The organism is Gordonia malaquae (assembly GCF_037148075.1).
Lineage (GTDB): Bacteria > Actinomycetota > Actinomycetes > Mycobacteriales > Mycobacteriaceae > Gordonia > Gordonia malaquae.
In genome coordinates this window covers 237,678-264,440 of sequence record NZ_JBBCUB010000005.1, presented here as the reverse complement: position 1 = coordinate 264,440, position 26,763 = coordinate 237,678, and the positions used below count along the sequence as shown (strand labels likewise).

At 65.4% G+C, this 26,763-nt stretch carries 26 protein-coding genes, 3 tRNA genes and 1 riboswitch; of the genes, 17 read left to right on the top strand and 12 right to left on the bottom strand.

What is annotated here, in order from left to right; genetic code table 11:
- Positions 1-165: 165 nt before the first annotated feature.
- On the top strand, positions 166-1,068 hold the full coding sequence (locus WFK36_RS18145; protein ID WP_336793358.1) for a hypothetical protein: 903 nt from the start codon (positions 166-168) through the stop codon (positions 1,066-1,068).
- On the opposite strand, the gene WFK36_RS18140 is transcribed toward WFK36_RS18145, so the two are convergent.
- Positions 1,053-1,400: a site-specific integrase gene (locus WFK36_RS18140; RefSeq protein WP_336793357.1), complete on the bottom strand. Its 348-nt coding sequence runs from the start codon at positions 1,398-1,400 to the stop codon at positions 1,053-1,055. The two genes, WFK36_RS18145 and WFK36_RS18140, sit on opposite strands and share 16 nt — an antisense overlap.
- A gap of 707 nt (positions 1,401-2,107) precedes the next feature.
- On the opposite strand from WFK36_RS18140, the gene WFK36_RS18135 reads away from it, so the two are divergent.
- The 4 genes from WFK36_RS18135 to WFK36_RS18120 all read left to right on the top strand — a co-directional run bounded on the left by WFK36_RS18135 (position 2,108) and on the right by WFK36_RS18120 (position 3,812).
- Positions 2,108-3,277 (top strand): ArsB/NhaD family transporter, encoded by a 1,170-nt coding sequence (locus tag WFK36_RS18135; protein ID WP_336793355.1) that lies wholly within the window; start codon positions 2,108-2,110, stop codon positions 3,275-3,277.
- 186 nt (positions 3,278-3,463) lie between these two features.
- Positions 3,464-3,536: transfer RNA gene (locus WFK36_RS18130), tRNA-Glu, on the top strand.
- Positions 3,537-3,635: 99 nt separating this feature from the next.
- Positions 3,636-3,709: transfer RNA gene (locus WFK36_RS18125), tRNA-Asp, on the top strand.
- A gap of 29 nt (positions 3,710-3,738) precedes the next feature.
- Positions 3,739-3,812: transfer RNA gene (locus tag WFK36_RS18120), tRNA-Phe, on the top strand.
- Positions 3,813-3,879: 67 nt separating this feature from the next.
- On the opposite strand, the gene WFK36_RS18115 is transcribed toward WFK36_RS18120, so the two are convergent.
- The gene (locus WFK36_RS18115; RefSeq protein ID WP_336793354.1) at positions 3,880-4,308 is read right to left on the bottom strand and encodes a YybH family protein; all 429 of its coding nucleotides are present in this window, start codon (positions 4,306-4,308) and stop codon (positions 3,880-3,882) included.
- Between WFK36_RS18115 and WFK36_RS18110 the strand changes: the two genes are divergently transcribed.
- Complete coding sequence (locus WFK36_RS18110; protein WP_336793353.1) at positions 4,246-4,785, top strand: winged helix-turn-helix transcriptional regulator; 540 nt, start codon at positions 4,246-4,248, stop codon at positions 4,783-4,785. The genes WFK36_RS18115 and WFK36_RS18110 overlap by 63 nt on opposite strands.
- Here the strand turns inward: WFK36_RS18110 and WFK36_RS18105 are convergent.
- Together WFK36_RS18105 and WFK36_RS18100 are read right to left on the bottom strand one after the other, a co-directional pair.
- Complete coding sequence (locus WFK36_RS18105; RefSeq protein ID WP_336793352.1) at positions 4,729-5,496, bottom strand: SDR family oxidoreductase; 768 nt, start codon at positions 5,494-5,496, stop codon at positions 4,729-4,731. The genes WFK36_RS18110 and WFK36_RS18105 overlap by 57 nt on opposite strands.
- 31 nt (positions 5,497-5,527) lie before the next feature.
- Complete coding sequence (locus tag WFK36_RS18100; protein WP_336793351.1) at positions 5,528-6,106, bottom strand: TetR/AcrR family transcriptional regulator; 579 nt, start codon at positions 6,104-6,106, stop codon at positions 5,528-5,530.
- Positions 6,107-6,317: 211 nt separating this feature from the next.
- Between WFK36_RS18100 and WFK36_RS18095 the strand changes: the two genes are divergently transcribed.
- Positions 6,318-9,014: a hypothetical protein gene (locus WFK36_RS18095; protein ID WP_336793350.1), complete on the top strand. Its 2,697-nt coding sequence runs from the start codon at positions 6,318-6,320 to the stop codon at positions 9,012-9,014.
- A 267-nt stretch (positions 9,015-9,281) separates the two neighbouring features.
- On the opposite strand, the gene WFK36_RS18090 is transcribed toward WFK36_RS18095, so the two are convergent.
- Entirely contained in the window at positions 9,282-9,887 is a 606-nt protein-coding gene (locus tag WFK36_RS18090) for an NUDIX hydrolase (protein WP_336793349.1), read from the bottom strand.
- Positions 9,888-10,018: 131 nt separating this feature from the next.
- Between WFK36_RS18090 and WFK36_RS18085 the strand changes: the two genes are divergently transcribed.
- From WFK36_RS18085 to WFK36_RS18070, 4 genes are all read left to right on the top strand, one after another.
- On the top strand, positions 10,019-10,570 hold the full coding sequence (locus tag WFK36_RS18085) for a YceI family protein (RefSeq protein WP_336793347.1): 552 nt from the start codon (positions 10,019-10,021) through the stop codon (positions 10,568-10,570).
- 104 nt (positions 10,571-10,674) lie between these two features.
- The gene (locus WFK36_RS18080) at positions 10,675-12,393 is read left to right on the top strand and encodes an adenylate/guanylate cyclase domain-containing protein (protein WP_336793346.1); all 1,719 of its coding nucleotides are present in this window, start codon (positions 10,675-10,677) and stop codon (positions 12,391-12,393) included.
- Positions 12,394-12,395: 2 nt separating this feature from the next.
- A complete protein-coding gene (locus WFK36_RS18075; RefSeq protein ID WP_008381181.1) occupies positions 12,396-13,277 on the top strand; it encodes an oxidoreductase in 882 nt (293 codons plus the stop codon).
- A gap of 28 nt (positions 13,278-13,305) precedes the next feature.
- Positions 13,306-13,935 (top strand): alpha-ketoglutarate-dependent dioxygenase AlkB, encoded by a 630-nt coding sequence (locus WFK36_RS18070; RefSeq protein WP_336793344.1) that lies wholly within the window; start codon positions 13,306-13,308, stop codon positions 13,933-13,935.
- Positions 13,936-13,942: 7 nt separating this feature from the next.
- Here WFK36_RS18070 and WFK36_RS18065 read toward each other — a convergent pair whose 3' ends face one another.
- Positions 13,943-15,097: a pyridoxal phosphate-dependent aminotransferase gene (locus WFK36_RS18065; RefSeq protein WP_336793343.1), complete on the bottom strand. Its 1,155-nt coding sequence runs from the start codon at positions 15,095-15,097 to the stop codon at positions 13,943-13,945.
- Between the two features lie 76 nt (positions 15,098-15,173).
- On the opposite strand from WFK36_RS18065, the gene WFK36_RS18060 reads away from it, so the two are divergent.
- The 4 genes from WFK36_RS18060 to WFK36_RS18045 all read left to right on the top strand — a co-directional run bounded on the left by WFK36_RS18060 (position 15,174) and on the right by WFK36_RS18045 (position 19,137).
- Entirely contained in the window at positions 15,174-16,163 is a 990-nt protein-coding gene (locus tag WFK36_RS18060) for a FecCD family ABC transporter permease (RefSeq protein WP_336793342.1), read from the top strand.
- Positions 16,160-17,221: a FecCD family ABC transporter permease gene (locus tag WFK36_RS18055; protein WP_336793341.1), complete on the top strand. Its 1,062-nt coding sequence runs from the start codon at positions 16,160-16,162 to the stop codon at positions 17,219-17,221. The genes WFK36_RS18060 and WFK36_RS18055 overlap by 4 nt, the downstream gene beginning before the upstream one ends.
- Entirely contained in the window at positions 17,218-18,057 is an 840-nt protein-coding gene (locus tag WFK36_RS18050; RefSeq protein WP_336793340.1) for an ABC transporter ATP-binding protein, read from the top strand. The genes WFK36_RS18055 and WFK36_RS18050 overlap by 4 nt, the downstream gene beginning before the upstream one ends.
- Positions 18,058-18,123: 66 nt before the next feature.
- The gene (locus WFK36_RS18045) at positions 18,124-19,137 is read left to right on the top strand and encodes an iron-siderophore ABC transporter substrate-binding protein (protein WP_336793339.1); all 1,014 of its coding nucleotides are present in this window, start codon (positions 18,124-18,126) and stop codon (positions 19,135-19,137) included.
- 57 nt (positions 19,138-19,194) lie between these two features.
- Here the strand turns inward: WFK36_RS18045 and WFK36_RS18040 are convergent, their stop codons facing one another.
- On the bottom strand, positions 19,195-20,829 hold the full coding sequence (locus WFK36_RS18040; protein ID WP_336793338.1) for a DNA repair helicase XPB: 1,635 nt from the start codon (positions 20,827-20,829) through the stop codon (positions 19,195-19,197).
- 54 nt (positions 20,830-20,883) lie between these two features.
- A complete protein-coding gene (locus WFK36_RS18035) occupies positions 20,884-23,220 on the bottom strand; it encodes a helicase-associated domain-containing protein (RefSeq protein WP_336793337.1) in 2,337 nt (778 codons plus the stop codon).
- 78 nt (positions 23,221-23,298) lie between these two features.
- On the opposite strand from WFK36_RS18035, the gene WFK36_RS18030 reads away from it, so the two are divergent.
- A complete protein-coding gene (locus tag WFK36_RS18030; protein WP_008381186.1) occupies positions 23,299-23,478 on the top strand; it encodes a hypothetical protein in 180 nt (59 codons plus the stop codon).
- A gap of 248 nt (positions 23,479-23,726) precedes the next feature.
- On the opposite strand, the gene WFK36_RS18025 is transcribed toward WFK36_RS18030, so the two are convergent.
- The 3 genes from WFK36_RS18025 to WFK36_RS18015 all read right to left on the bottom strand — a co-directional run bounded on the left by WFK36_RS18025 (position 23,727) and on the right by WFK36_RS18015 (position 25,549).
- The gene (locus tag WFK36_RS18025) at positions 23,727-24,368 is read right to left on the bottom strand and encodes a transglycosylase family protein (protein WP_008381187.1); all 642 of its coding nucleotides are present in this window, start codon (positions 24,366-24,368) and stop codon (positions 23,727-23,729) included.
- Between the two features lie 6 nt (positions 24,369-24,374).
- Positions 24,375-24,557: riboswitch (cyclic di-AMP (ydaO/yuaA leader) on the bottom strand.
- 276 nt (positions 24,558-24,833) lie between these two features.
- The gene (locus WFK36_RS18020; RefSeq protein ID WP_336793335.1) at positions 24,834-25,343 is read right to left on the bottom strand and encodes a flavin reductase family protein; all 510 of its coding nucleotides are present in this window, start codon (positions 25,341-25,343) and stop codon (positions 24,834-24,836) included.
- Positions 25,340-25,549 (bottom strand): hypothetical protein, encoded by a 210-nt coding sequence (locus tag WFK36_RS18015; RefSeq protein WP_008381189.1) that lies wholly within the window; start codon positions 25,547-25,549, stop codon positions 25,340-25,342. Before WFK36_RS18015 ends, WFK36_RS18020 begins: the two co-directional genes overlap by 4 nt.
- Positions 25,550-25,666: 117 nt before the next feature.
- Between WFK36_RS18015 and WFK36_RS18010 the strand changes: the two genes are divergently transcribed.
- On the top strand, positions 25,667-26,095 hold the full coding sequence (locus WFK36_RS18010; protein WP_008381190.1) for a cold-shock protein: 429 nt from the start codon (positions 25,667-25,669) through the stop codon (positions 26,093-26,095).
- Between the two features lie 71 nt (positions 26,096-26,166).
- Here the strand turns inward: WFK36_RS18010 and WFK36_RS18005 are convergent, their stop codons facing one another.
- Positions 26,167-26,760 (bottom strand): DUF2771 family protein, encoded by a 594-nt coding sequence (locus tag WFK36_RS18005; RefSeq protein WP_336793333.1) that lies wholly within the window; start codon positions 26,758-26,760, stop codon positions 26,167-26,169.
- Between the last annotated feature and the right edge of the window lie 3 nt (positions 26,761-26,763).

Genomic DNA, 26,763 nt, shown 5'->3' with positions numbered 1-26,763 from the left:
GGAATGTTTTCCCTGGTCTGGCCTTTGTTCTACCTGGGGCCGCCCCGGCACCACCCCGGTGCCTGTGGGGCAGATGCGTGCCGAGTTGGCAGGAATGTCGGACCTGCGTGAGATCATGCGATGGTGTGTAGCTGGATGCGAGACGCCTGGAATGGAATGTGGGCGATGACATCGGAGAATTGGTCAGCCGTAGGCTCTTGGGCGACTGTCGCGGTAGCCATCGTTGCGGCTATCGTCGCGCTGCGTCAGGTTCGCGAGGCGCGGATCGCGCGTGATGAGCAGGCGCAGCCGAATGTCGTGATGTACACGGAGCCGATGGAAGGCGACTGGCAGTTTCTGGAGCTCGTTATTAAGAACTTCGGTCAGACTCCTGCGTTCGACATCGAGGTGTCGTTGGATAGGCCTCTGCAGGTTAGCCCAGACCACTCAGCTGCGAGTATCGGAAATGTTGCGCTGCCATCCCGCATTCCCATACTTGCGCCCCAGCAGGAGTGGCGCGCTCTCTGGGATCACGCTCCGAGTCGATCTAAGGTCGAAGGCATTGAGAGCGTTCATAAAGGGGAGTTGACATATCGCGGCGAGCGCAAGAAGCGCCAGCATTGGTACGCGCCCTGGCAGACGGACTTCGACGTGTACCGATCGCCGGTGGAGCTGGATTTTAATCTGCTTAAGAACACTCGGCGGGTTGATCGGAAGACTGTCCACGATCTTGCTAAGACACTGGACGCACACCTAGCGAGTGCCGGAGCGGCGCTGGCGGAGATTGGCGCGACCCTTGAGTCGTACTCGGTGGACGAGCACAAGGGAATCTGGGTGTATCCCGCGAGTCCTGAGGACGAGCGTGCCTCTCGCGAAGAACAAGCGCGACTTCGGGCGGAGGACTTGCGTCGCACCCGCGAGGTGGCTGACGCGATTCGGAGGCAGTTGATTCCCCGCGAATCTGCATCGCCGGATGTCCAGGATGTTCCACAGCACGCATCGCCACAGGTATCGGAGCCGGATTCCGAGGAGTCGGGCAGCGGGGAGGTGTCGGACGACGTGGAGCCGCATGATCAGCCGAATAGCTGAATGACGTTGGACGGCGGCGCGTCTACTGCGGCGGCCTGCTGGCTGGCAGCCGGGGCGGTCGGCTCGGGCAGGTTGTTCATCGCGCCGCCGTCCTCTTCCGGAATCCAGTCGCCGTAGGTGTCCAGGGTCAGCACGAACGAGCCGTGGCCGAGCCATTTCGACACCTGCATGAAATGGACGCCGGACGACAGCTGCATCGTCGCGAAAGTGTGACGTAGATCATGCGTGCGGACGCCGAGCTGCGCGGGCTGGTCTGCGGTGGCCGGACGACTGGCAGGCAGGCCGACGGCCTCCAGCGCGGGCTTGAGAATCGTTCGGTACCAGGCGTCCATCGTGATGGGATTCGACCAGTCGTGCGGGGCGGCGAAGCGCTCGCCCTTGATGCGGTGCCCGCCGCCGAGTCGACGGTTCGGCCACAGCGGGGCCGTGGGCTCGTCGGCAAGGGGATGGGTGTCAGCGGGTAGGCGTGGAGCCTTTCAGTCAGCCAGGAGGGCAGCGGGACGGTACGGCGGGACTTCTTGGACTCGGGCGTGCCCGTGATCCAACCGCGGCCACGACGCGCCTTGGTCCGTTCGACCCTGACCGAGCACGGATGGGTTGGCCGGGGCGCGTCGTGAAGTGCAAGGTCGCGTACCTCCAGTCCGGCGTTCTCTGCGGCGCGGACACCACTGTAGGCCGGGAAGTTCACCATCAGCGCGTAGACGGGATAGGCGGGCAGGTCGTCGATCTCGCCGGCGACAGCCGCCGACACGTCCGCCACTTGCTGCGCGGTCAGCGGATGCGCCTCGAAGGCGTTGGCTTCGCCGGTCGCTTGCGCCTTGCCTTGGCTGTCGATCCACTCCTTGGCGTAATGGCCGAACGGCAGGTTCGCCCGCGACCCTCCGATTCGCCGGCCCTATTCTTTGACCGTCTCCCTGACCTGGGTGGTCGGTGGCGCGTGGGATGATCTGCCAGTGACTGTCATCGCAGCTGTTCAGAATCTCGGAGTGGCCAAATGCCGTGCTGCGCTCGCGCAACGAATGCTCGTCGAACAACAGAAGTGACCTCCGCGCTGGGGCGGTGGTGGCTTACCGGGGTGTCGCTCGTCGCAGCGGGTGCGCTCGTCGCAGTGTCACCGGACGACGCGCGCGGCCTTCTCGAGCGGCTCGCGCCAGTCCTTGTGTTCGTCGTCGCGATGTCGATCGTGGTCAACACCGCGTCCGATGCGGGCGCGTTCAACGCAGTCGCGTCAGGCCTGCAGCGCATCCGATTGCCAGGACTGTCTGTATCCGCGGCTACCTGGGCGCGAGTTGTTGTACTCGCTGTGGTCAGCACTGTCTTCCTGTCGCTCGACACGACAGCGATCATGGTGACTCCGCTGGCGGTTGCCCTGGCTCGCCGGGCGGGGGTCGGAATGGCTGGCATCGGGCTCGCCGTGGTGTGGATTGCCAATATCGCGTCGCTCCTGCTCCCGGTATCGAATCTCACCAACCTGTTGGCGGTGTCGGGTGGGGCGTTCACCAGCACTGGTGACTATCTGTCGATGATGTGGCGCCCCTCGTTGGTTGCTTTGGCGATCGCAGTGTTGGCTTCGTGGGTCGTCTACCGCGCTTCGGGGCGAAGGCAGTCCGAGGCGGACGCCGAGTACGACGTCGCCGCGGTCGGCGATCGAAACCCGCGTCTACGCACGAGCCTCATCGTGTTGGGGTGCATGCTTCCCCTGCTGGTCTCTCCGATTCCGTATTGGTTGACGGCGAGTGTCGGCGCGTTGGTGTTGGTGGTCGTATCGCTGCGGGAGGGTGGGCCGGGGGTGGCGCCCGCGTCGATTCCGTGGCGTTCATTGATGTTCGTCGTCCTGCTTTCGTCGACAGCCGCCGTCCTCCATTCGCTCGGTGCGACGGATTGGCTCGCTTGCGTGCTCAGCGGCAGGGGCGAGTCGTCGGGTGGGCTGCTACTCATCGGCGGTGTGGGCGCGCTGTTGGCGAACCTCATCAACAACATCCCGGCGTTCCTCGCCCTCGAAACGGCTGTGGGTGGTCATGCTGGGACTGCGGCACTTCTCATCGGCGTCAACGCCGGTCCAATCGTCACTCCCTGGGCATCGCTGGCGACCCTGCTCTGGCACGATCAATTACGTCGTAACGGTGTCGACGTCCCGTGGCGCGGGTACGTACTCGCGGGCTGCATTCTGATGCCGGTCGCGGTGATGGCACCGATCCTCGTGATCTAGCGGCACGTACGGCGTCCGGGTTGAGCCGAAACCGAAGTCGAAGGCGTCTGTCGGGTTGGTTCACCCGCGCTCGACTCGTCGCCAGGTGTAGGTGAACGCCACTGAAACGACTGCTGGCCTGCGGATTTGTGTTTCTCCGAGCGCGTGCCATAAAGTAATCCTCGCACCCAGCGGGAACAAGCACCGGCCCCCTTCGTCTAGCGGCCTAGGACGCCGCCCTTTCAAGGCGGTAGCGCGGGTTCGAATCCCGTAGGGGGTACGCAGATCGGTTTCACGCCGAGAAGCACCTGAAACACCGATTCGGTGATCAGGAGCGGATCGGCTAGGATCGAAACGCACAAAAGATACAAAAGAATATGGCCCTGTGGCGCAGTTGGTTAGCGCGCCGCCCTGTCACGGCGGAGGTCGCGGGTTCGAGTCCCGTCAGGGTCGCTAGGTTTCGGTTTTAGCCGACGCCGTCTGGCCAGGTAGCTCAGTTGGTACGAGCGTCCGCCTGAAAAGCGGAAGGTCGTCGGTTCGATCCCGACTCTGGCCACAAGAAGAACCACCCGGTAGCGGGTGGTTCTTCTCGTATCTCGGGTGCCGTCTCACGCAGCTGAGGGCTAGCCGCGCGGGGTGACCCCGAACGGGTTGTCGATCACGTATCGCCAATAGCCGTCGGCACCTCTCCGAGCCACGTCGGTGGCGGTGCCGCGGAGGTCGATCGACTGTCCGGACTGTGAACGTCCGATGATCGCCCAGTCGACGATGAGCAACGCAGTGTCGCCGGACTGGATGACGTTTCGGGGATTGACGGATATCGGAATTCCCAGAGAGAGATGTTCGGTGAGCGCGGCCTGGCGGTCTGCACCGACGGCGAGTCTTCCCTCGTCGGTGACCAGCACCGCGGACTCTTCGTAGACGCTCTCGACGATGGCAGGGTCTCCTGACTCGATAGAGGCCGCGAAGGCACGGGCGAATGCACCTGGGTGGTCGTCGGGAGTGATGGCCAACTCGGGGGTGACCGACGGTGGCAGACTATTCGTATCCATGAACTGAGCGAATCAGGGAGCGCTGTGGCTCACCAAACGGTAAGGGCGGTTGAGTGGGACCCGGAACTGGTCCCCACCGCGGACGGACGCACAGTTCGCCCCAGTGAGCAATGCCCTGTTGAAGTGGCGCTGGCCGCTATTGGTGGACGATGGACGACCCTGATCCTGCGTGACCTGGCGGTCGCAGACGGCCCCGTGTCGTACTCGGCGTTGGCTGACGGGCTTCCGGAATTGAGCGACAAGGTCCTCGTTGAGCGGCTCGCAAGACTCACCACGGACGGCTACGTGAACCGGGAATCGACCGGCGGCTATCCGACACGTGTCCACTATCGAATCAGCGCTCGCGGGAGGTTGCTGAGACCGCTGCTGATCGAGCTCTACCGAACCGGGACGGTGTTGAAGGAGACCGATCGACCTGACTCACACGGCTTTGAGGGTGCCTCCGTCAGCGATGAAGTCGGCGCCGGTGAGGTTTGAGGCGCGCGGTGATGCCAAGAAAGCGATGAGGGCGGCGGTCTCCTCCGGCTCGCTCAACCGTCCCGAAGCGATCGACATCGCCTCGGGCACGGCCCGGACGAACTCGTCCAGAGACACTCCGGATTGGTCTGCGAGGTGCCCGGCATAGCCGCTCGGGTCGCCCCAATTCGCGGTCCGCGTCGGTCCGGGGGTGACGGTGACGGATCTGAGTCCCTTATCGCCGAACTCCTCCGACAGCGCCTTGCTCATGTTCGTCAGCGCGGCTTTGGCTGCGCCGTAGTCGACCGGCTGGTACGCGGCACGGGCGCCGATCGACGAGACGTTGACGACCACACCGCGGCGCGACAGCAGCGACGGCAGAAACGCCCGGGTGACTCGCACTGTGGCGAACAGGTTCAACTCAAAGGTCTCGCGCCAGGCGGCGGCGTCGAGCGCGAGAAATCCCGCCGCATCCATACTTCGGGGTAGTACGGCGCCTAGGTTGTTGACCAGGATGTCGACCGGACCGACCATTTCGGCGACGTCGGCGGCCGCGGTCTCGTCGGTGAGATCGCGGGGCAGGAAAGAGACTCCGGTAATCGGAGCAGGCACGGTCCGCGCGATGCCGTGCACCGTGGCGCCCTCGCGGGCGAGCAGCCGGGCAGTCTCCAGTCCGATGCCCTTGCTGGCGCCGGTCACCACCGCGGTTTTGCCGGCCAGTTCGAGATCCATGGTCGCTCCTATGTGATTGCTGTGCTGGTGGTCAGAGTCCGCGCAACGCTGCGTCGGCCAGGGCGGCGAGTCGCGTTGGCGATGGGTCGATACGTGCGAGCACCCGGATCCCGTTGAGTGTCGCGACGAGGAGGTTGCCCGTCGATGTGCTGTCGACAGCGGGGTTGATCTCTCCGGTGACTTGTCCGTGCGCGATAGCTCGGCTGAATGCCTCGACCTGGTCGTCGACCACCTGGGCTAGTAGCGCACGCACCTGTTGGTCGTCCCGTGCGCGTTCGATCGCCGCATTCGTCACCATGCAGCCTCGCCGTTCGGCATCGAGCAGCGACAGTTCAACGACGCGTTCGATCGCCGCACGAAGCTTGGGCAGCACGTCGCCAGGCTGATCAAGGAGCTTGATGACCTGTGAAGACTCGTCGCGGATGTATCGCTCCAGCGCCCTGAGATACAGGTCTGACTTGCTGCCGAAAGTGTTGTAGAGGCTACTGCGTCCGATCCCCATGCCCGCTTCGAGTGCCGCGGGCGTGGCGTCGGCGTATCCGCGTAACCAGAAGACGTCCACAGCGGCGTCCGTTGCAGCGTCCGGGTCGAACTTCCTGGGGCGTCCCATGTGGCTCAGGCTACCAGTTATGTACCTCAAGGTACATAACTGGTGGGGGATTCCGAGTAGTAGGGCCGGTTTCTACGTAGCGTGAACCGATACTCGTGCGCCCGTAGACCGTTCGCTCAATGTTGTTTTGGACTCAAAGCCGCATGCCGCGGTGAACATCGAGTCAGGCTGTGGAAGTGTGGACACAGTCGAATACCCGTGTCGAGGAGAGATGATGACCGAAGGCGCCGACCAGGACACCGCAAATCCTGAGTTGACCATCGTCGACAACGTCGTCGACCGCGGATACACGGTCGAGCGGCTCGTCGAGAACCCTGTCGAAACAGTGATCGACAAGCCGATCACCCTCGAGCGCATCGTCGAACGACTTGTGATCGACACCGTCGACACCGTCATCGACAAGCCCGCCACCGTCTCCCGCCTCGTGGAGAAGCCTGTCGTCACCGTCGTCGACGAAGTGACCGACAAGCCCGTCACACTCAAACGGATCGTCGAACGTCCCATCGTCACTGTCGAGGACGAGCTGACAGATAAGCCGGTAAACGTCCAGCGACTCGTTGAGAAGCCTGTTGTGACGATCGTCGACGACGTCGTCGACAAGCCGGTCGAAGTCGCACGACTCGTTGAGCATCCCATCGTCACCGTCGTCGACAACGTGGTCGAGAAGCCCGTCGACGTGCCGCGCGTCATCGAACAGCCTGCCGTCACCATCACCGACGAGATCGTCGACAAGCCGGTGGAGCTGCCACGTCTGGTGGAGAAGCCGATCGTCACCGTCTACGACGAGATCGTCGATCGCGCGGTTGAGGTTCCGCGTCTGGTGGAGAAGCCGATCGTCACCGTCGTCGACAAGATCGTCGACACCCCGGTCGAGCTGACTCGTGTCGTCGAGAAGCCCGTCATCTCGGTGGTGGACGAAATCGAAGACGTCGCAGTTGAACTGCCGCGTCTCATCGAACGCCCCATCGTCACCGTCGTCGACGAGGTCAAAGAGACCGAGATCGAGATCTCCCGTCTGGTCGAGAAGCCGATCGTCACCGTCCTCGACCAGATCGCCGACAAGCCCGTCGAGATCCAGCGGCTCGTGGAACGCCTCATCGTCACCGTCGTCGACGAAGTGATCGAGCGGCCCGCCGAGGTGCAGCGGGTGATCGAGAAGCTGATCGTGGACATCACGGACACCGTTGTCGAGAAGCCGATCACTCTCGAGCGCATGGTCGAGAAGCCGATCGTCACGCTCGTCGACAAGATCGTGGAAGTGCCGGTCGAGTCGATCGTCGAAAAGGTCATTGAAAAGCCTGTCGAGAAGATCATCGAGATCACCGTCGAGAAGCCTGTCGAGAAGATCGTCGAACACATCATCGAAGTGCCCGTCGAGAAGAACGTGTACACGACGGTCGAGAAGGAGATCGAGGTCCCCGTCGAAGAGGTGATCTACAAGACGGTCGAGAAGCCCGTCGAGAAGATCATCGAGGTGGTCGTCGAACGTCCGGTCATCAAGGTCGTCGAAGTGCCCCGCGAGGTGGTCGTCGAACGACTCGTCGACAAGCCGATCGAGAAGGCCGTCGATCACGTCATCGAGCGCATCGTCGAGAAGCCCAATGTGGTCGAGAAGGTCATCGAGAAGCCCGTTGAGAAGATCGTCGAGCGCATCGTCGAAAAGCCCGACATCGTGGAGAAGGTGATCGAGAAGCCTGTCGAGCACGTCCTCGAGCGGGTCGTCGAGAAGCCCGAGGTGATCGAGGAGATCGTCGAGACCACGGTCGAGCGGGTCGTCGAGCGGGTGGTCGAGATGCCCAACGTTGTCGAGAAGATCGTCGAGAAGCCTGTCGACCGCGAAGTCGAGCGAGTTGTCGAAGTTCCGAACGTGGTGGAGAAGGTCGTCGAGAGGCCTGTCGATCATGTGGTCGAGCGGATCGTCGAGAAGCCGAACGTGATCGAGAAGGTCGTCGAGAAGCCTGTCGACCACGTCGTCGAGCGGGTGGTCGAAGTTCCGAACGTGGTGGAGAAGGTCGTCGAGAGGCCTGTCGATCATGTGGTCGAGCGGATCGTCGAGAAGCCGAACGTGATCGAGGAGATCGTGTCGCGCCCCGTCGACCACACTGTCGAGAAGGTCGTCGAGGTTCCCAACATCGTCGAACAGATCGTGTCGCGCCCCGTCGACCACGTCATCGAGAAGGTCCTCGAAGTACCCGAAGTGACCGAGGAAATTGTCGAGCGTCCCGTCGAGCGGATCGTCGAGAAGATCGTCGAGAAGCCCAACGTCGTCGAGAAAGTCGTCGAGAAGCCCGTCGATCACGTGGTCGAGCGGATCGTCGAGAAGCCCAACGTTGTGGAACAGATCGTCGACAAGGCTGTCGAGCACATCGTCGAGAAGATCGTCGAGCGGCCCGAGATCGTCGAGAAGGTCATCGACACCCCGGTGCACCGCGAGTTCGAGAAGCACGTGCAGACACCGGTGCTCGTCGAGAAGGTCATCGAGAAGCAGGTCAACGTCGTGTCCGAGCGGATCATCGAGAAGCCTGTCGAGCACGTCGTGGAGAAGGTCGTCGAGAAGCCCGTCTACCGCGAGGTGGAGCGGATCATCGAGAAGCCGATCGAGAAGATCGTCGAGGTGGTCGTCGAGAAGCCCGTCATCGTCCGCAAGATGGTCGAGAAGGAGGTCGAACGAGTTGTCGAGGACGACACGTCGACACGGACTGTCACGCACGACGCGTCCCCGGGCGAGCCTGTGCAGCCGCACTTCCTCGACAAGGCGCCGTCGACGGGCGACCGCTGGATCGACGCAGTCACCGGTGAGCACCCCGACGACGGGACCGCAGGGTCGCAGTCGGAGGAGGCGATCGCTCGCGACCGCGTGGAGCCGCAGTACCAAGCCCGTCGCGCCAAGCACCGCTCGGCTGACTAAGGCGATCGCGCTACTGGTACCTCACAGCCCGTCCGATGCCTCAGGGAGGCATGCGCGGCCTGTGAGGTGCCACGAGGGCGTGTCTCCTAATTCGCTTCGCGGGGTCTCGACGGCCAGATGCACTCCCCGCGGCGTTGTCGTCGGTCGTGATACCTACCGGTATCCCTCCCTCCTCCGCCTTGCGGGGCGCACACCTGATCCGCCGATCCCGAGCGGCGAATTAGGAGACACGCCCTAGCGATGTCTTGACCCTTCGGTCGGCGGGGTTCAACGCCAGGCGAAGACCGGCTGGTCGTAGTCGGCGACGCGGACCGGATCGCCGTGCAGTGCGACTCGCGCGAACTGATAGATCACTGCTGCCGTCGGGGCGTGGATTCGCCGACCGATGAGCGGCAGGGACATCACCGGACGATCCGACTCCGGAATGGTCTCGAAGATCGGCGCCACGGTGGCCAGCTCGTCGAGATCGATCAGAAACACGCGCTCCACCTCGGCCGGGTTCGGGCGGAGCGTCACCTCGTCGTCGCACCAGACGACGGTCGGGGATATCACGAAGCCGGACCTGGTCGCGTAGTCGTCGAGGTCGCCGAGGATGGAGTCCGGGCCGAGATGGATTCCCATTTCCTCCTCCAACTCGCGCAGGGCCGCGTCGTGCGTGGTCTCCCCGTCGTCGAGCCGTCCGCCCGGCAGCGCGAACTGTGCTGCGTGACGGCGCATGTCGGACGGGCGACGTGTCAGCCAGATCCCTCTCCCGCCGTCGGCCACCGGAGCCACGACGATCGCCACGGCAGCGGCCCGGGTTCCAGGTCGGAGCGGTATTCTGCGCACCTCGAAACCGTCGAGTCGAGCCCTCAGATCATCGCGTAGCCCCATCAGTCCAATGTAACGTCCATCACACACGGAAGTAAACGGACCGTGGTCCGGTTACATTGATTGCAAGCGATCGCCACACGGCAGACCGCAGGCCCAGAACCTCATCAACGCGCACTTCCAAGGAGACAACGATGACCACCGCACTCGCACCCACCGAACTGACCGCAGGCACCTGGAACATCGACCCGACCCACTCCACCGTCGGCTTCACTGTTCGCCATCTCATGGTCTCCAAAGTCCGCGGCACCTTCGGTGCGTTCACCGGCACCATCGAGATCGCCGAAGACGGCAGCCCCGCAGTGAACGCCACCATCGACGTCACGTCGATCGACACCCGCAATGAGCAGCGCGACCAGCACGTCCGTTCGGCTGACTTCTTCGACGCCGGCAACCACCCGACCGCCACGTTCGTCTCCACGTCGGTCGAGGCCGACGGTGGCGACTACCTCGTCCACGGTGACTTCACCCTCCGCGGCGTCACCAAGCCCGTCACCCTTCAGATGGAGTTCAACGGTGTGAACCCGGGCATGGGCCACGGCGCCGTCGCGGGTTTTGAGGCCAAGACCGTCATCAACCGCAAGGACTTCGGCATCGACATCGAGATGCCGCTCGAGACCGGCGGCACCGTCGTTGGCGACAAGATCACGATCAACCTCGAGATCGAAGCCGTTCGCGCCGCCTGACCTCAACGCATGATGCGCGTCGAGTGATCGCGCACACCCTGTCACCTCCCAGGTATTCGGTACTCTCTCCAGAGATCGAAACAACCTGGGAGGTGATGCGTTTCATGACAAAACGTCAGCGAGAGAAGGCGCATCGCATCGCCGACCGGATGGATCGCCGTTTCAAGACGATGGTCATGCTCGGCGGGCTCAACGCACAGGGGCGCGACCGTGACGAGGTGGAGATCCTCGAACTCGACCCGCAGACGCGCAAACGATTTGCTACCCGTGGCCTGCTGATCGGCGGCATGATCGTCGCGGGTGCCAAGGTGCTCATCGGCGTCGAGACGTTCGTCGCGGTGCTGCTCGCCTTCAACGGCGGACGTTTCGAGATCCACACCGACGCCGACATGGGCGCCGTGCTGGCAGCCTTGCTCGTCGGCACCGTTGCCAGCGTCGTGGCCTCGATCTTCTTCCTTCTTCCGCAGTACCGTTGGTTCGTCACCGCGGAGCCCGCCGACGCACGTCGCAGACGGGACGTGGTCCGCATACCTGCGAGTCTGGTCGTCGCCGACCTCCTCGGTTGGATGACGGCGTTCGGCGTGTACGTGACGATCTCCGACATGCGACTGGTGTTCGTGCTCGCGGTGGGCGGCGCGTTCGCGCTCGCCGCGATCACCTCGTGCTCCCTCACGTATCTCTTCGCCGAGAGCGCTGCGCGACCTCTCGCCATTCTCGCGATGCGCGGGTCCACGTCGACTCGCGTCGTCCATGGTGTCCGTGAGCGGATGATCGTGGTGTGGGTCGTCTCGTCGGCCGTGCCGATGGTCGGCCTGCTGCTGGTGAACCTCGGTCGTGGCCTCGGCTGGGTCCCTCCCGTCGCAGGCACCGTCGACTGGACGGTGATCCTGCTCGCGATCATCGCGCTGACATCCGGCGCACGTGTGGTCGGTCTGGTGAACCGAGCGATCGCCGACCCGCTGAACGACATGCGCGAAGTGGTCGAGGCCGCGCGCAACGGTGACATCTCGCAGCGTGTCGCCGTCTACGACGCCTCCGAGCTCGGCGTGCTTCAGGCGGGCTTCAACTCGATGCTCGACGGCCTGGCCGAACGTGAACGGATGCGCGACATCTTCTCGCGGCACGTCGGAGATCACGTCGCCCAACTCGCCCTCGAACAGGACGGCGAACTCGTCGGATCCAATACCGACGTCGCGGTCATCTTCGTCGACATCACCGGGTCCACGGCTTTCGCCGCGGACCGTGATCCACGTGAGACGGCCGTGGTCCTCAACGCGTTCTTCTCGATCGTCGCTGACGTCGTCGACCGGCACGGCGGCTTCATCAACAAGTTCGAGGGTGACGCCGCATTGATCGTCTTCGGTGCGCCCGCGCCCCTGCGTGACCCGGCACTGGCCGCGTTGACCGCAGCTCGTGAACTCGGCGCGGAGCTCAGTGAGCGTCTGCCCCTCGAATGGGGGATGGGCGTCGCGTACGGACGCGTGTTCGCCGGCAACATCGGGGCGAGGACCAGGTACGAGTACACGGTGATCGGCGATTCGGTGAACGAGTCGGCCCGCCTCTCCGACCTTGCGAAAGAGGGCTATTCGTCGGTCTATGCGAGTCGCGCCGCGATCGAGGCGGCCGCGGAGGACGAGGCTGTGCGGTGGAAGCGAGTCGACCGGCAGGTGCTGCGAGGCCGTGCCCACGTGACTGAGATCTTCGCGCCGTCCGAACTGCTCGTTCGCCACGAGCCGCCGTCTCTCGGTAGTGTTCTCGCCGATCTGGTCAAGTTCGCCATGCCCGGCGAACGGACGTCGAGGGTCACGACCAAGGAGGCGTAAACGTGGGTGGCTGGAGCCGCGACGACATTCCCGCACAGCACGGCCGACGCTTCATCATCACCGGCGCGAACAGCGGGCTCGGTGCCGAGACGGCGAAGGCCGTTGCCGCTGCGGGCGGCCAGGTGACCTTGGCCTGCCGCAATGTGGCCAAAGCACGGACAGTCGCCGAACAGATCGGTCCGGCCGCCACCGTTGCAGAACTCGATCTCTCCGACCTGGCCTCGGTGCGTGCCTTCGCCGACACCGTCGACGAGGCGGACGTCCTTGTGAACAACGCAGGCATCATGGGCGTCCCGTACGGGCGGACGATCGACGGCTTCGAGATGCAGATGGGCACCAATCACCTTGGGCACTTCGCGCTGACGGCGCTGTTGATTCCGAAGATCACCGAGCGAGTGGTGGTCCTCTCGTCGATCGCCCATCGCTTCGCTCGCATCGACGTCGACGACCTCGGCTACGACCGACGCACGTACCGCCGCGCCATCGCGTACGGCGACTCGAAGTTCGCGAACATGCTGTTCGGGCTCGAGCTCGCCCGCAGGTTCGAGGCGGCGGGTTCGTCGAAGATCGCCGTTCTGGCCCACCCCGGCTACGCGTCGACGGGTCTCCTCGGCAAGACCGAGACCACGTTCGACTACGTGATGAAGGCGGGCGATCTGTTGCGCGTCGGTCAGACGCCCGCGATGGGAGCTCTGCCGCAGCTCTTCGCGGCCACGTCGCCCGCGGCACGGAACGGCACGTACTACGGTCCTCGGGGCCTTGGCGGACTCCGCGGCAAGCCGACGGTGGCGCGGACCAGGCGGGCGGCATCCGATCAGGATCTTCGCGATCGGCTGTGGTCGGAGTCGGAGCGCTTGACCGGAGTCGAGTTCCCCGCCGTATGAATCTTCGAACAGGTGTACGATCACCTGTATGGCCGCGGGACTTCAGGCGTCGTTGTTCGACACGGACTCAGACGCGCCTGCGCTGACCTCGCTCGCGCGCGGGATGCGGCGGACCGAATTGGCCGACGGCGCCTGGGTCGATCTGCGGCCCGGTTGGCTGCAGGGGTCGATGGAACTGTTCGACGGTCTCCGTGCCGATGTGCCGTGGCGAGCCGAAGAACGTCGGATGTACGACGCGACAGTCCCCGTGCCACGTCTGCTCGCGATGTACCTCGATCGGGATCGATGGCCGCATCCGATCCTTCGCGTTGCGCGTGCCGATCTCAGCGACTACTACCGCGACGAGTTGCCGTCGGGCTTCGCGACGGCGGGCCTGTGCCTGTACCGCGACGGTTCCGACAGTGTCGCGTGGCACGGCGATCGCATCGGCAAAGGCAGGTCGCAGAACACCCTGGTCGCCATTCTGTCGCTTGGCGCTCCCCGGCCACTGCTGCTGCGCCCGCGCGGCGGGGGAGCGTCCCGCCGATTCGTCCTCGGGTCGGGCGACCTCCTCGTCATGGGAGGAAGCTGCCAGCGGACGTGGGATCACGCCGTCCCGAAAGTCTCCGGTGCCGGCCCGCGGATCAGCGTCCAGTTCCGTCCCTCCGGCGTCTTCTGATCGGCTTCTACAGCGTCCGCAGTCGACGGGCGGCTTCGGCGATCGCGTCGTCGCTCTTGGCGAAGGCGAAGCGGACCATGTGACGCCAGGGGCCGGCATCGTCGACGAACGCGCTGATGGGAACGGCGGCCACGCCGATGCGTTCCGGGAGTTCGCGGCAGAACGTGTCGCCGTCGGTCACTCCGAGCGGCCTCGGGTCCGCGCACACGAAGTACGTGCCCTGGCTTCGGTGAACGTTGAAACCTGCGTCGGTCAGTGCGGTCGACAACATGGTGCGCTTCTCGCCGAGGGCGACGGCGTCGTCGCGCACCCAGTCCATCTCATTCCGCAGCGCGTGGGCGATCGCCGGCTGGAACGGACCGCTCCCTACGTAGGTCAGATACTGTTTGGCGGCCCTCGCCGCGGCGATCAGCTCCCGCGGACCGCTGATCCAGCCCACCTTCCACCCAGTGACGTGAAAGGTCTTGGCGGCGCCGGAGATCCGGAGAGTCCGCTCCTTCATGCCGGGCAGGGTTGCCAACGATCGGTGGACCGCCCCGTCGAAGACGAGATGCTCGTACACCTCGTCGGTGATCGCGACGACGTCGTTCGCGATGCACAGTCGTGCGATCTCGGCGAGATCGCCGTCGGACAGGATGGTGCCGGTCGGGTTGTGCGGCGAGTTCACGATCACCGCGGCCGTCGTCGGGCCGAACGCCGCAGCCAACGCATCACGGTCGAGTCGGAAGTCGTCGCCGTCCGGAACCAGCGGGACGGTTCGGCGAACACCTCCCGCAAGGGCGACAGTCGCCGCGTACGCGTCGTAGTACGGCTCGATCATCACCACCTCGTCGCCCGCGTCGACGAGTCCCAGGACAGCGCCTGCGATCGCTTCGGTGGCGCCGACGGTGATCAGGACGTCGGTGTCCGGGTCGTAGGCGAGGCCGTAGTCGTCGAGTTGCTGGGCGGCGACGGCGTCACGCAGTTCGGGGATCCCCGGGCCGGGCGGGTACTGGTTGAATCCGTCGGTGATCGCGGCGCGCGCGGCGTCGAGCATCGACTCCGGACCGTCTGAGTCGGGGAACCCCTGTCCCAGGTTGACGGCGTCGTGCGCCACGGCGAGTGCCGACATCTCCGCGAAGATCGTCGACGTGAACGGCTGCATCCGGGCGACCAAGGGCATGGCGTCAGGGTACGCGTGCTGACCTTGCTGTCAGTGCAGACAACGACGACCAGCGGAGTATTGCTAGCCTACCCTCATGTCCAGGCCGCGGATGTTAGCCGCACTCAGCGTTCTGCTGGTCGCTGCGGCCATCGCGTCGATCCTGTTCGCGACGCGGTCGGTGTCGGTTGCCGAAGTGGTCACGTCGCTGTGGCATCGTGACCCGAACGACGATCTCTACATCCTGGTCCGGGACGAGCGGATACCCCGGACTCTGATGGCGATAGTCGTCGGCGGCGCCATGGCGGTCGCGGGCGCCGTGATCCAGGGTTACACCCGGAATCCGCTCGCCGACCCCGGGATTCTCGGCATTTCGAACGGCGCCGGTTTTGCAGTGGTGCTGGCAGCGATGCTGTTCGGTGCTCAGAGCTCCGCGGTGTCGGTGCTGTTCGGACTGGCCGGAGCAGCCGTCGCCGCACTACTGGTATTCGGCATCGGCACCCTCGGTGCGGGCGGGAGCCCCATGTCGCTCGTGTTGGCGGGCGCGGCACTGACCGCGTTCTTCGTCTCCGCGACAACCGCGGTTGTCCTGTCCAACAAGGAGAGCCTCAACCAGTACCGTTTCTGGAATGCCGGATCGCTCGTCGGACGCGGGCTCGACGTACTCGGCCCGGTACTCATCCCGATTGTGCTCGGACTCGTCCTCGCCTTCGCGGTGGGCCCGGCGTTGAACGCATTGGCTGTCGGCGACGAGACGGCGACAGCGCTCGGAATCCGCATCGGCTGGGTCCGCACCGCCTGTTTCCTCTCCATCACTCTTCTGACCGGCGCGGCGAGCGCGGCTGTCGGTCCGATCGTGTTCGTCGGGCTGGTGATCCCTCACCTCATCCGCGGAGTGACCGGCCCAGACCATCGATGGCTCCTCCCGTTGTGTGTACCCGCAGGCGCGGTGTTGCTGCTGGTGTCGGACGTGATCGCACGGATCGTCCTGCGTCCGGCGGAGATCCCGGTCGGTGTGGTGCTCGCCTTCGTCGGTGTGCCGTGCTTCATCTGGTTCATTCGCCGACGAAAGCTGGTCGCAGCATGACCATGGAACGCACGACGTCACCTCCGCTGCCGCGTCGTGGCGAGGTCGTGTTGCCGGTACCGAGAATGCGGGTCCGCTGGTACGGCGTGGCAGTCGCCGGGATCCTCACCGCGATCCTCCTCGTCGAGATCGCGTTGGAATTGTCGGTCGGCGAGTACCCGATTCCCTTCGGAGACGCGTTCCGGATCATGTTCGGCGGCGGCGACGATATCGAACGACTCATCGTCGACTCCAGGCTCGCGCGTGCTCTCGTTGCGCTCGGTGCGGGAATCGCACTCGGCTCGGCAGGTGCATTGACTCAGACGATGGCGAAGAATCCTCTCGCCAGCCCCGACGTCATCGGAATCACCATGGGTGCGAGCGCAGCCGCGGTCTTCGTGCAGGTGACTGCCCCGAACTTCGCGGGTGTGTGGAGTGTCCCGATCGCGGCAATGGCAGGGGGCGTGGTCACCGCGACCGTCGTCGTCGTGCTGTCCGCGGGAGGTGGCGTCGACACCATGCGGCTGGTGCTCGTCGGTGTGGCGGTGAATGCCCTCGCCGCAGCTGTCGTCTCGTTCCTTCTCGTCAGCATCGACCTCCAAGACGCGTCTTCCGCAGTCTCGTGGCTGGCGGGCAGTGTCACGAACAGCACCTGGGTAGAGGTCAGTCCGCTCTGGGCGGTGATCGTCGTGTGTGCGGTGGTCGCGGCGGCGACGTCGTTCGACCTACGGGTGATGCGCCTGTCCGACGCGTCGGCGCGGGGTCTGGGTGCTCCGGTGGGCGTCCTGACCCTCGTCTACTGGGCCGTTGCGGTTCTGCTCGTGTCGGCTGCGGTCGCGGCGTCGGGTCCGATCGGCTTCATCGCGCTGGCCGGTCCGCAGATCGCACGCCTGTTGTTCCGCGCGCCCACACCTCCGCTGATCGGCGGCGCACTCACTGGGGGCGTCCTGTTGTTGGGGGCGGATCTACTGAGTCGGTTGGTGTTCTCCGACCTGGCAGTCGGGGTCATCACCGGTGTCCTCGGGGCTCCGTTCCTGCTGGTGTTGCTGGTGATCATGCACAGAAAGGCCACGGTATGACAGGCAAGTCCCTGCACGGCTCGGCGGCGACGCACACGCTGTCGGCACAGAGGATCAGGGTCGGGTACGGCGACCGAACTGTCATCGACGACCTGTCGGTGAACATCGCGCCCAACGCCCTCACCGGGGTCGTCGGACCGAACGGTTGCGGAAAGTCGACCCTGGTCAAAGCTCTGTCGCGGCTCAACCCGGTGTCAGCGGGGGCGGTGATGCTCGACGGTGAGCCGATCACGACGATGTCGACCCGCGCCCTCGCTCGCGCGATCGGTGTGCTGCCGCAGAACCCGATCGCGCCCGAGGGGATACTGGTCGCCGACCTGGTGGCTTTGGGTCGGCATCCCCATCAGAACTGGATCCGGCAGTGGTCGGGGCGCGATTCCGACGAGATCGTTCGTGCCCTCGAACAGACCGGTGTGGGAGATCTGGCGGACCGCCGAGTGTCGGACCTGTCCGGAGGTCAGCGGCAGAGAGTGTGGGTCGCAATGGTCCTCGCTCAGCAGACCGACATCTTGCTGCTCGACGAACCCACGACCTTCCTCGACCTGGCACGAAGTCTCGAATTGCTCGACCTCGTGGACATGCTTCATGTCGAGCAAGGGAGGACGGTCGTGATGGTGCTGCACGACTTGGCTCTGGCCTGCCGATACTGCGACGAGTTGATCGTGATGCGCGACGGATCGATCGTCGTCCAGGGAGCCCCTCGGGACATCGTCACCGAGGAACTACTGTGGGACGTCTTTGGTCTTCGCAGCAGGGTGATCCCCGATCCGGTGTCTGACCAGCCGTTGGTCGTACCTGTCGGGGAGCGACGAGTGCGCCCCAGCACCGTTTCTTAATGAGGTTATGCTCACCTATGCTTAGGCGATCTAGTGCTCAATGACCACCCATCTCCTGGAGGACACATGACCAACCAGCCGAGGCGCACGATCGGTGTCATCGCCGTCGTCGTCGCACTCATCGCGGCACTCGTCGCCTGTGGAAGCGACGACGAGTCGACCAGCGGGTCGAGTCAGGTGACTCCGGAAGCGGGCGCTCTGCCTGTGACTTTGACCCACAAGTTCGGGCAGACGACAGTCACCAGGGCGCCCAGCCGCGTGGTCTCGCTGGGCTACTCCGATCAGGATGCGCTCCTCGCGCTTGGCGTCACGCCGATCGCCGTTCGCAACTGGGAAGGCATGGCACCGGAGGGCGAACCCGCCGGACCGTGGGCGATCGACAAGGTGACCGGCGACAAGCCGAAGATCATCACCTCCGACACGGTTTCGTTCGAGGAAGTCGCCGCACTCAAGCCGGACTTGATCGTCGCCGTCTACTCCGACGTCGACAAGTCGTTGTACGACCAGCTGAGCAAGATCGCACCGGTCCTGGTCCAGAAGGCCGAGTTCGACGACTACCAGCAGCCATGGGATGTCACGACTGAGGAGATCGGCAAGGCGGTCGGCAAGCCTGAAGCCGCAAAAGCACTCGTCGCAGGTGTGAAGGGTCGCATCGCGGACCTAGCCGCACGTCATCAGAACTGGAAGGGCAAGACCGTCTCGATCGCGACCTACGACGGTACTGATCTCGCCGCATTCGCAGGCGCAGATCCGCGAGTCGCGTTCTTCACGGCGCTCGGCTTCGCGCCGAACCAGGCTGTTGACGCGGCGGCGGGCGACAAGTTCTACGCCAAGCTCTCGATCGAGGAAGCGCGGAAGCTCGACACCGACCTCATCGTGTGGGACCAGTTGTCCTACGCCCCGAAGGGCAAGGCGACGATCACCGAACAGACCACACTTGCGAATCTTCCGGCGGTGAAGGACGGGCGGAGCGTGTTCCTCGAAGGCGAACTCGAGAAGGCGTTCGGTTGGCAGACCGTTCTCAGTCTTGGGTACGTCGTCGACAACATCGAGCAGCCGCTGGTCGCCGCGACCAGCTGAACTCGCCTTGCTCGTCGAGCAGGCACCGCGAGTCCTCGCCTCAAGGAGTAGGGCCGACTAGAGGTCGGCGGCGTCGATGATGCGGTAGGCGTAGCCCTGCTCGGCGAGGAAGCGCTGCCGATGGGCGGCGTAGTCGGCGTCGAGGGAGTCGCGAGAGACGACGGAGTAGAAGTGCGCCTGCCCGCCGTCGGCCTTGGGGCGCAGGAGACGCCCGAGGCGCTGCGCCTCTTCCTGCCGCGAACCGAACGTGCCCGACACCTGCACGGCGACGGACGCCTCCGGCAGGTCGATGGAGAAGTTCGCCACCTTGGAGACGACAAGCGTCGACAGTTCACCGCGACGGAACGCGTCGAACAGCTTCTCTCGTTCGGCATTTCGGGTGGAACCCTGGATCACCGGGCAGTTCAGCGCTTCGCCGAGTTCTTCGAGCTGATCGATGTATGCGCCGATCACTAGTGTCTGGGCATCGGAGTGGCGGCCGAGGATCGACTTCACCACCGACATCTTCGACCGCGCCGTCGAGCAGAGCTTGTACTTGTCCTCGGCTTCGGCGACGGCGTACTGGAGTCGCTCCTCGTCGGTCATCGTCACGCGGACCTCGACACAGTCGGCGGGGGCGATCCACCCCTGCGCCTCGATGTCCTTCCACGGTGCGTCGTACCGCTTGGGGCCGATCAGGCTGAACACATCGCCTTCCCGGCCGTCCTCGCGGACGAGTGTCGCGGTGAGTCCGAGCCTGCGGCGTGACTGGAGGTCGGCCGTCATGCGGAACACCGGTGCCGGAAGGAGGTGGACTTCGTCGTACACGATGAGTCCCCAGTCTCGGGAGTCGAACAGGTCGAGATTCTTGTACTCGCCCTTCGACTTCCGAGTCATCACCTGATACGTCGCGATGGTCACCGGGCGGATCTCCTTGCGTTCGCCCGAGTACTCTCCGATCTCGTCTTCGGTGAGCGATGTGCGAGCGACGAGTTCACGCTTCCACTGCCGACCCGCGACCGTGTTCGTCACCAGGATCAGAGTGGTGGCAGCGGCCTTCGCCATCGCGGCGGCGCCGACCATCGTCTTACCCGCACCGCACGGCAGGACGACCACTCCCGAGCCCCCGGCCCAGAACGAGTCGGCGGCAAGTTCCTGGTAATCGCGCAGTGCCCAGCCGTCCTGCACCAGGTCGATCGGGTGCGCTTCGCCGTCGACGTACCCGGCGAGGTCCTCGGCAGGCCAGCCGACCTTGAGCAGCACTTGCTTGAGGCGTCCCCGCTCCGACGGGTGCACCACGACGGTGTCCTCGTCCAGGCGATCGCCCAGCATCGGTGCGACCTTCTTGTTCCGGAGGATCTCCTCGAGCACCGCACGGTCGAACGAGACCAGCGTCAGCCCGTGGGCGGGATGCTTCACCAGTTGAAGCCTGCCGAACCGACCCATGGTGTCGACGATGTCGACGAGCAGCGGCTGGGGGACGGGAAACCGGGAGTAGGTGACGAGAGCGTCGACCACCTGCTCGGCATCGTGGCCCGCGGCGCGCGCGTTCCACAGCGCGAGCGGCGTGACCCGGTAGGTGTGGATGTGTTCGGGCGCGCGCTCGAGTTCGGCGAACGGAGCGATCGCCGCCCGCGCCTTGGCGGCGTCCGGGTGATCCATCTCCAGTAGGAGGGTCTTGTCCGATTGCACGATCAACGGTCCGTCAGTCACCCGACCATTGTTCCTTCCCGGCGCAGGTCCCGGCCACCTCGGGTCCGTTCGGGTCTACAGGAGTTCAACGCGGGTGATGCGGTGGAGGGCGAAACGGACGTCGGCGTCGCCCGCCTCCTCATCGGCGACGAGTTGCCCGGCAGCCAGCGATCGAGCCTTCACGACGTGTCGGCTCGCGCCGCCCTGGGCGTCCACGTACCCGATGCGTAGCCGTCGGCCTGTCTGGAGCGCGAGCTGGATCAGGGTGGACGTGGTCTCTCCCGAGCCGGACGTCGCCTGCGCGGTGATCGGGCCGTCGGCCCGGTCGGCGGTGCGCATGCGGGTCACCACTGTGCTCGCCTGTCCTGGGCCGATCCGCCCTCGTTTCGCGGGTCGTCTGGAGCCCGACTGGCGCGCGGGTACCCGGACACCCGCACTACGGAGATCGACGAGCGAGCCTGACGAATCCTCGCCCGCGGGCGCGAAGCCGGCACCGCGGAGTCTCTCGATCACTTCTCGCAGGGGCGCCGCCGACACCGCGACGGTGGGGGCAAGCGCTCGAAGCGCGAGCTCTGCGGCGGCGTCGCTGCGCAGGACTTCGGTGAGCATCGCCGCATCGTCGCAGCGGACGAACGACGACGCGACGCCGACCCGGAGGCTTCCGTGACGGCGGGCGACGTCGTCGATGAGATACGTCAACGACTGCGGCACCGGAGTCTTCGAGTGTTCGGTGAACAGAGCTGACAGTTCTGCCGCGGTGCGTCCGGCATCCAAGGCACGGCGTACACCGTCCTCGGTCACGCGGTACACCGATGCGGCGCCACCGGATTCGAGGTCGGCGACCAATGCCAGCCGGTCGGCGAGCGACGGTGTCAGCGGGCCGGGCACGGTGACCGTGAAATCGGCCTGGACCAGGAAGTAGTCGATCGGTTCGGGCAGTGACGACGCCATCGTGGCGACGAGCGCAGTGGAGTCCTCGGCGTCCGGATCCAATTCGAGCAGCGCTCGGCCGGCCGACGTGAGACTCCCGTGCGCCACTAGTCCGAGTTCGGTGGCCTCGCGCAGCGTCTCGCCGACCACACGACGCGAGAGCCGCCGGAGCTGGCGCGGATGCCGCCACCCGAGCAGTGCGACCAGGTCGTCGACGCTCACCGGTACCGATCGCTCGGTCTCGGTCAGCGGAGCGAGCACGGTGCGCCGCAGCAGCGGTGCGGCCGCGTCGAACGACTCCGACACCAGCGCGCCGATGATCGCGCCGTCGCGGTCGGTCTCACCGATCTGCCACGGGCGACGAGGCAGATCGAGCCACGCGGTCGCCATGGTGGCCCAGCGACGTTCCGGATCCTGGTGTCGCCAACCGTCGACCGCGGTGGTCGGAGCGAACACCTCGTCTGTAGACAACGCGTCCATCGTCTCGGGCACACCGGCGCCGATCAGGCGGGCGGCGGCGAGGACCTCGACCAGCAGGCCGATTCGGGTGACGCTGACTCCGAGGGACTTGGCGAGACGGCGGAGCTCGCGCACTCCCATGCCGCCCGACCGCAGGACCGCGGCCGGGGCGTCGCCGAGCGCTCCGATCAGGTCCGCGGTGTGTCGGAGCAACTCCAGAGCTTCTCCGGCACCGGCGGCGTCGACGTCGAATCGGGACGGATCCCCGGCGAGCACCGGTTCACGGAGCGTCGCCGTGATCAGCGGCGGTTCGCCGCGCAGCACCTGCCCGACCTGGGGAGGAAGCTCGACCGTCTGCTCGTCGACTCGAGCCAACAGATCGGCGGCGAGGAGCCGGGGGACCGGCGCAGAGGGGTCAGCGTCGGGCGCGGCGTCCCGCGACCGTCCGAGGGCCGGTCCCTGAGCCAGCGTGGTCAGCAGTTCGCGTGGACGTTCGTCGAGTGCGGCCACTCGGTCGGCGATGTCGGATGAGTCGACCGAGGCCATCGGCCCGAGGAGATGAGGAGCACGCCAGGGGAGTGCGGACGGGAGGTGGCTCGCCGCCACCCAACTCGTCGCCTTACGACCGGACGACAGCCCGGACGGCCAGATCAGGGCCCGCTCCGACAGATACGTCAGCCGCGCGTCCACATCGGCGCGCAGTGCACGCCGACCGAGTCGGGAGACGATGTCGTCTCGACTCACCGGTCCGAGTAGATCGTGATGGCTGTCCCCGGGCCGCTCCCTCTCTGCCAGCCGAGCGCAGTCGAGGAACGCCTCGACGACCGCCACGCTGAGAAGATCGAGCCCTTCACCCGCGAGCGCGATCGACGCCGCCGACATCGCGCGTTGCGCCAGCACGCCTGTGCCGCGCGGCGGCGGCGACGCGAGGTCGGGGCGTCGGACCAGCAGTTCGACGAGCTGGTCGTCCGACCGCGACGCCAACTCGTCGGATGACGTGCGCAACGACGGGTCCGGACTCATTCGGTCCATGTTACCGATCGGGACAGATGTACCCGGGTGTGTAGTCCCGCCGGACCGTCGCATGGCAGAATGATCCACGTGGCTAAGAAGAATGGATACGTGGACGCGGGTTGGCCCGAAGAGGCCGGAGACGACCACGCTGTGACCGAACTCCTCGCGCACCTCTCGGGTGCACTGTCCCCGTTCGGCGACACGCAGTTCCCGCTGCCTGTCGACGACCTCCCCTACATTCACGCGAAGACCGTCGTCAATCGCTGACGCCACTCGCAGACACTCCAACGGCCCCGCTCACTGAGCGGGGCCGTTGTTGTTCTGTGGGTCGACGACCGTCGACTGTTACGACCTTTCGACTCGCTTCGCTCGCTCAAGGAGCAGGGGGGGGCGCCAAACAGCACCGTGAGCGAGCGAAGCGCGGCGTAAGGCCGTGCCCAGCAGCGAGGCGAAAGGCGAAGACCCCCACTCCGGAGATCGGAGCGGGGGTCTTCGGGTGATGCTTGGGGTGAAGATCAGAACTTCAGGAGGCCCTTGTTCTGGTTGAACAGCTTGACCTGGTCCTTGGTGAGGTCGTAGCCGGAGTCCTTCGCGGCCTTCCATGCGTTGCGGACCTCGGGGCTGACGTTCGAGTCGTCGAGCGCCTCGTCGACCTGCTTCTTGGCGTCGTCGCTGGTCTTGGCGTCGCCGGCCTTCGACAGGTCGAAGCTCTTGTCCTCAGCCTTGGGGGCCGTCTTGGGGGCAGCCTTCGGGGTCGCAGGAGCGGTGCGCGCGCTCGGGCCCGAGAGGACGGTGCCGCAGGTGGGCCATGCGCCCTTGCCCTGGGTGGCGAGAACGCGCTCGCCGATGGCGATCTGCTGCTCGCGGGTCGCCTGGTCAGCGGTGGGGGCGTACTGGCCGCCACCGTTGGCGGTCCAGGTGCTCGGGCTGAACTGCAGGCCGCCGTGGTAGCCGTTTCCGGTGTTGATGGCCCAGTTGCCGCCCGACTCGCACTGTGCGACCTGGTTCCACTCGGCGTCGGTGGCAGCCGAGGCGTGGCCTGCTCCGCTGAGGAGGGCTGCACCGCCGCCGATGCCGCCGATGACTGCCGAAGTGACGGCGATCTTGGCGAAAGTCTTGGTGTTGCTGGTCGTCTGCTTCGAGTGACGTCCGGTCATAGTGTGTTTTCCTCTCTCCACGCGCCTACGAGGTGAGCTGTCGGGTTCGGGCGAGAGGTGCCCGGCCGGCGGGTTCGGCGTGTGGCCTAGCCGCGGACTTAACCCCAAGGCGGTCGATTGCTCGTCCGCCGGGTCTCACGGGGAGATGGTGGGTCCCCCGTCCTCGCTCCTGAATTGCTGTGTTCGTTTCCCTGTCCGGCGGAGCGAGGCTTGGCGCGGTCGGACAGGGCTATTCGGTTGGATGGACATCACCTTCGATGACGACCGACCTGAACACTACGGGTTGGTACTCGCCAGTTCATCTGTTGTTTCGAGGCGCATTTCTACCGGCGAGTAACGCGTTTCGGACACCTGTCGGCGTCGTTGCAGTTCACGCAGCTGACACCCGGTCTGTATCCGGTTCGTTATCGTCCCGTTATGTGACAAGGATCACATTCAGATTGAGACTCGCGCCACGTCGTTGGCTCAGGATTGTGTTCGGCGGGCTTCGAGGGCGCGGAAAGTCGACGCGTGAAATACGAGTGGTTCGACGCTCGGATCGCTGCGCAGAGCATGAATCTGCAGGAGGACCACGTGGTGGTCGCCTGCGGGGATCTCCTGTAGCACCGAGCAGTCGAGGTGAGCCGCGGCCCCGGAGATCATCAGGGCTCCCGATTCGGTGACGAATCGCTTCACCGAATCGAATCGCTGCTCCGGCGGACCCGCCAGGCGGCGGCAGATCTCACCCTGGTGTCCGGCGAACACGCTGACCCCGAGACGTTCGGCGGTCGTCAGTCGAGGCCACGTGGTCGATCCGTCGCGAACGCACACCGACACCAGCGGCGGATCGAGCGACACGGTGGCGAAAGAACTCGCCGACATCCCGACGTCCTCGCCGTCGGACGTCCGGCGACAGACCGCGACGACGCCGGTCGGGAAGCAACTGAACGCCCGCTTCAGCGCGGCTTCGTCTGATGCGGGCAGAAGATCGGTCATCGACTGCGCCGACCGGAGCGCAACGCGAAGACGAGCCCGAGCAGGAAACCGGCAGGAGCACCCAACGCCACGACGTACAGGGTCGTCACGAGAGCGGTCGAACTGTCGCGTACCGGCGGCAGCAGGAGCGCCAACGACGCGACCATGCCGATTGCGAACAGGATCACCGCAGTGGGCAACAGGCGCGACGGCTTCTGGGTCTCCATGACTTCCACGGTAAACCAGCAGAGTAGAATCGGTTCCAGTGCGTCTCCGCTCTCCTGTCAGCGAGCAAGGGGCGCCTTTTCCATAGCTGGCAGTAGAGATCATTGAGGGTGAGTGCTGTGCCAACCGGCCGAGTGAAGTGGTACGACGCCGACAAGGGCTTCGGGTTCCTGTCGCAGGACGACGGCGACGACGTGTACGTCCGCGCGGACGCGTTGCCGTCCGACGTCGCCGACCTGAAGGCCGGTCAGCGAGTGGAGTTCGACATGGCCGCGGGCCGCCGCGGGCCGCAGGCACTGCGGGTGTCGGTGCTCGAACCCGCGCCCAGCGTGGTCAAGAACAACAGGGAGGCGTCGCGTCGGGAGCACAAGCGCCCGGACGTCGAGCGCAAGAGCCCCGACGAGCTCCACGGCATGATCGCCGACCTCATCACGCTCCTCGAAGGCGCCGTGCAGCCCAGTCTGCGCAACGGCCGCTACCCGGACCGCAAGACGTCCCAGCGCATCTCCGAGGTGGTCCGAGGCGTCACGCGCGAGCTCGACCGCTAGATCGACGATTCAACCGACGAACGCGGCCTTCACGAAGGCCGCGTTCGTCGTTGACGGGAATTGGCTTCCGCTCAGGCGCGGGTGTCGGGCAACTCGGTGACGTTCGTGACCGTGTAGCCGTCGGGGCGGGCGTCGACTGAGAAGACACCCCGCATGAGAATCGATCCGTCGGGGGAGTTCAGGCCGTTGGGAGAGTTGTCGAGGACGGTGGCCACCGACTGAATGTCGACACCGAGCAGGACCCGATCGGGGGTGCTTGTGAGTTCCATCGTGTACTTCGAGTCGGAGCGGTTCAACGTGACGACTCGCTGCAGGCCTTTCGGCGTGGCGTACTGCGCAAACGCGAACCACGGCCCGGACGCGATCTCTTCGGGGACCGTCAGCAGCATCGTGGAGCCGACCGGCGTGGCCGCACGCGCCACTTGGGTCGGGACCTGCTGCGCGGTCCGCGGGTCTGCGGGCGTGCAGTCGGTCATGTCTCGCTCGCACCAATACGCGGGCTGCACCTGGACAAAAGTGTCGCCTGCCTGGACTGAGACGGTCGGCACGTGATCGTCGTCGGACGTGACGACGAGGACCGCGGTGAGCCCCGCGATGAGGACGACCACAGCCGCCGCGGCAGCGGCGAGGATCGTCAATGCCTTCTTGTCTCCGGGGTGCTGCACGAG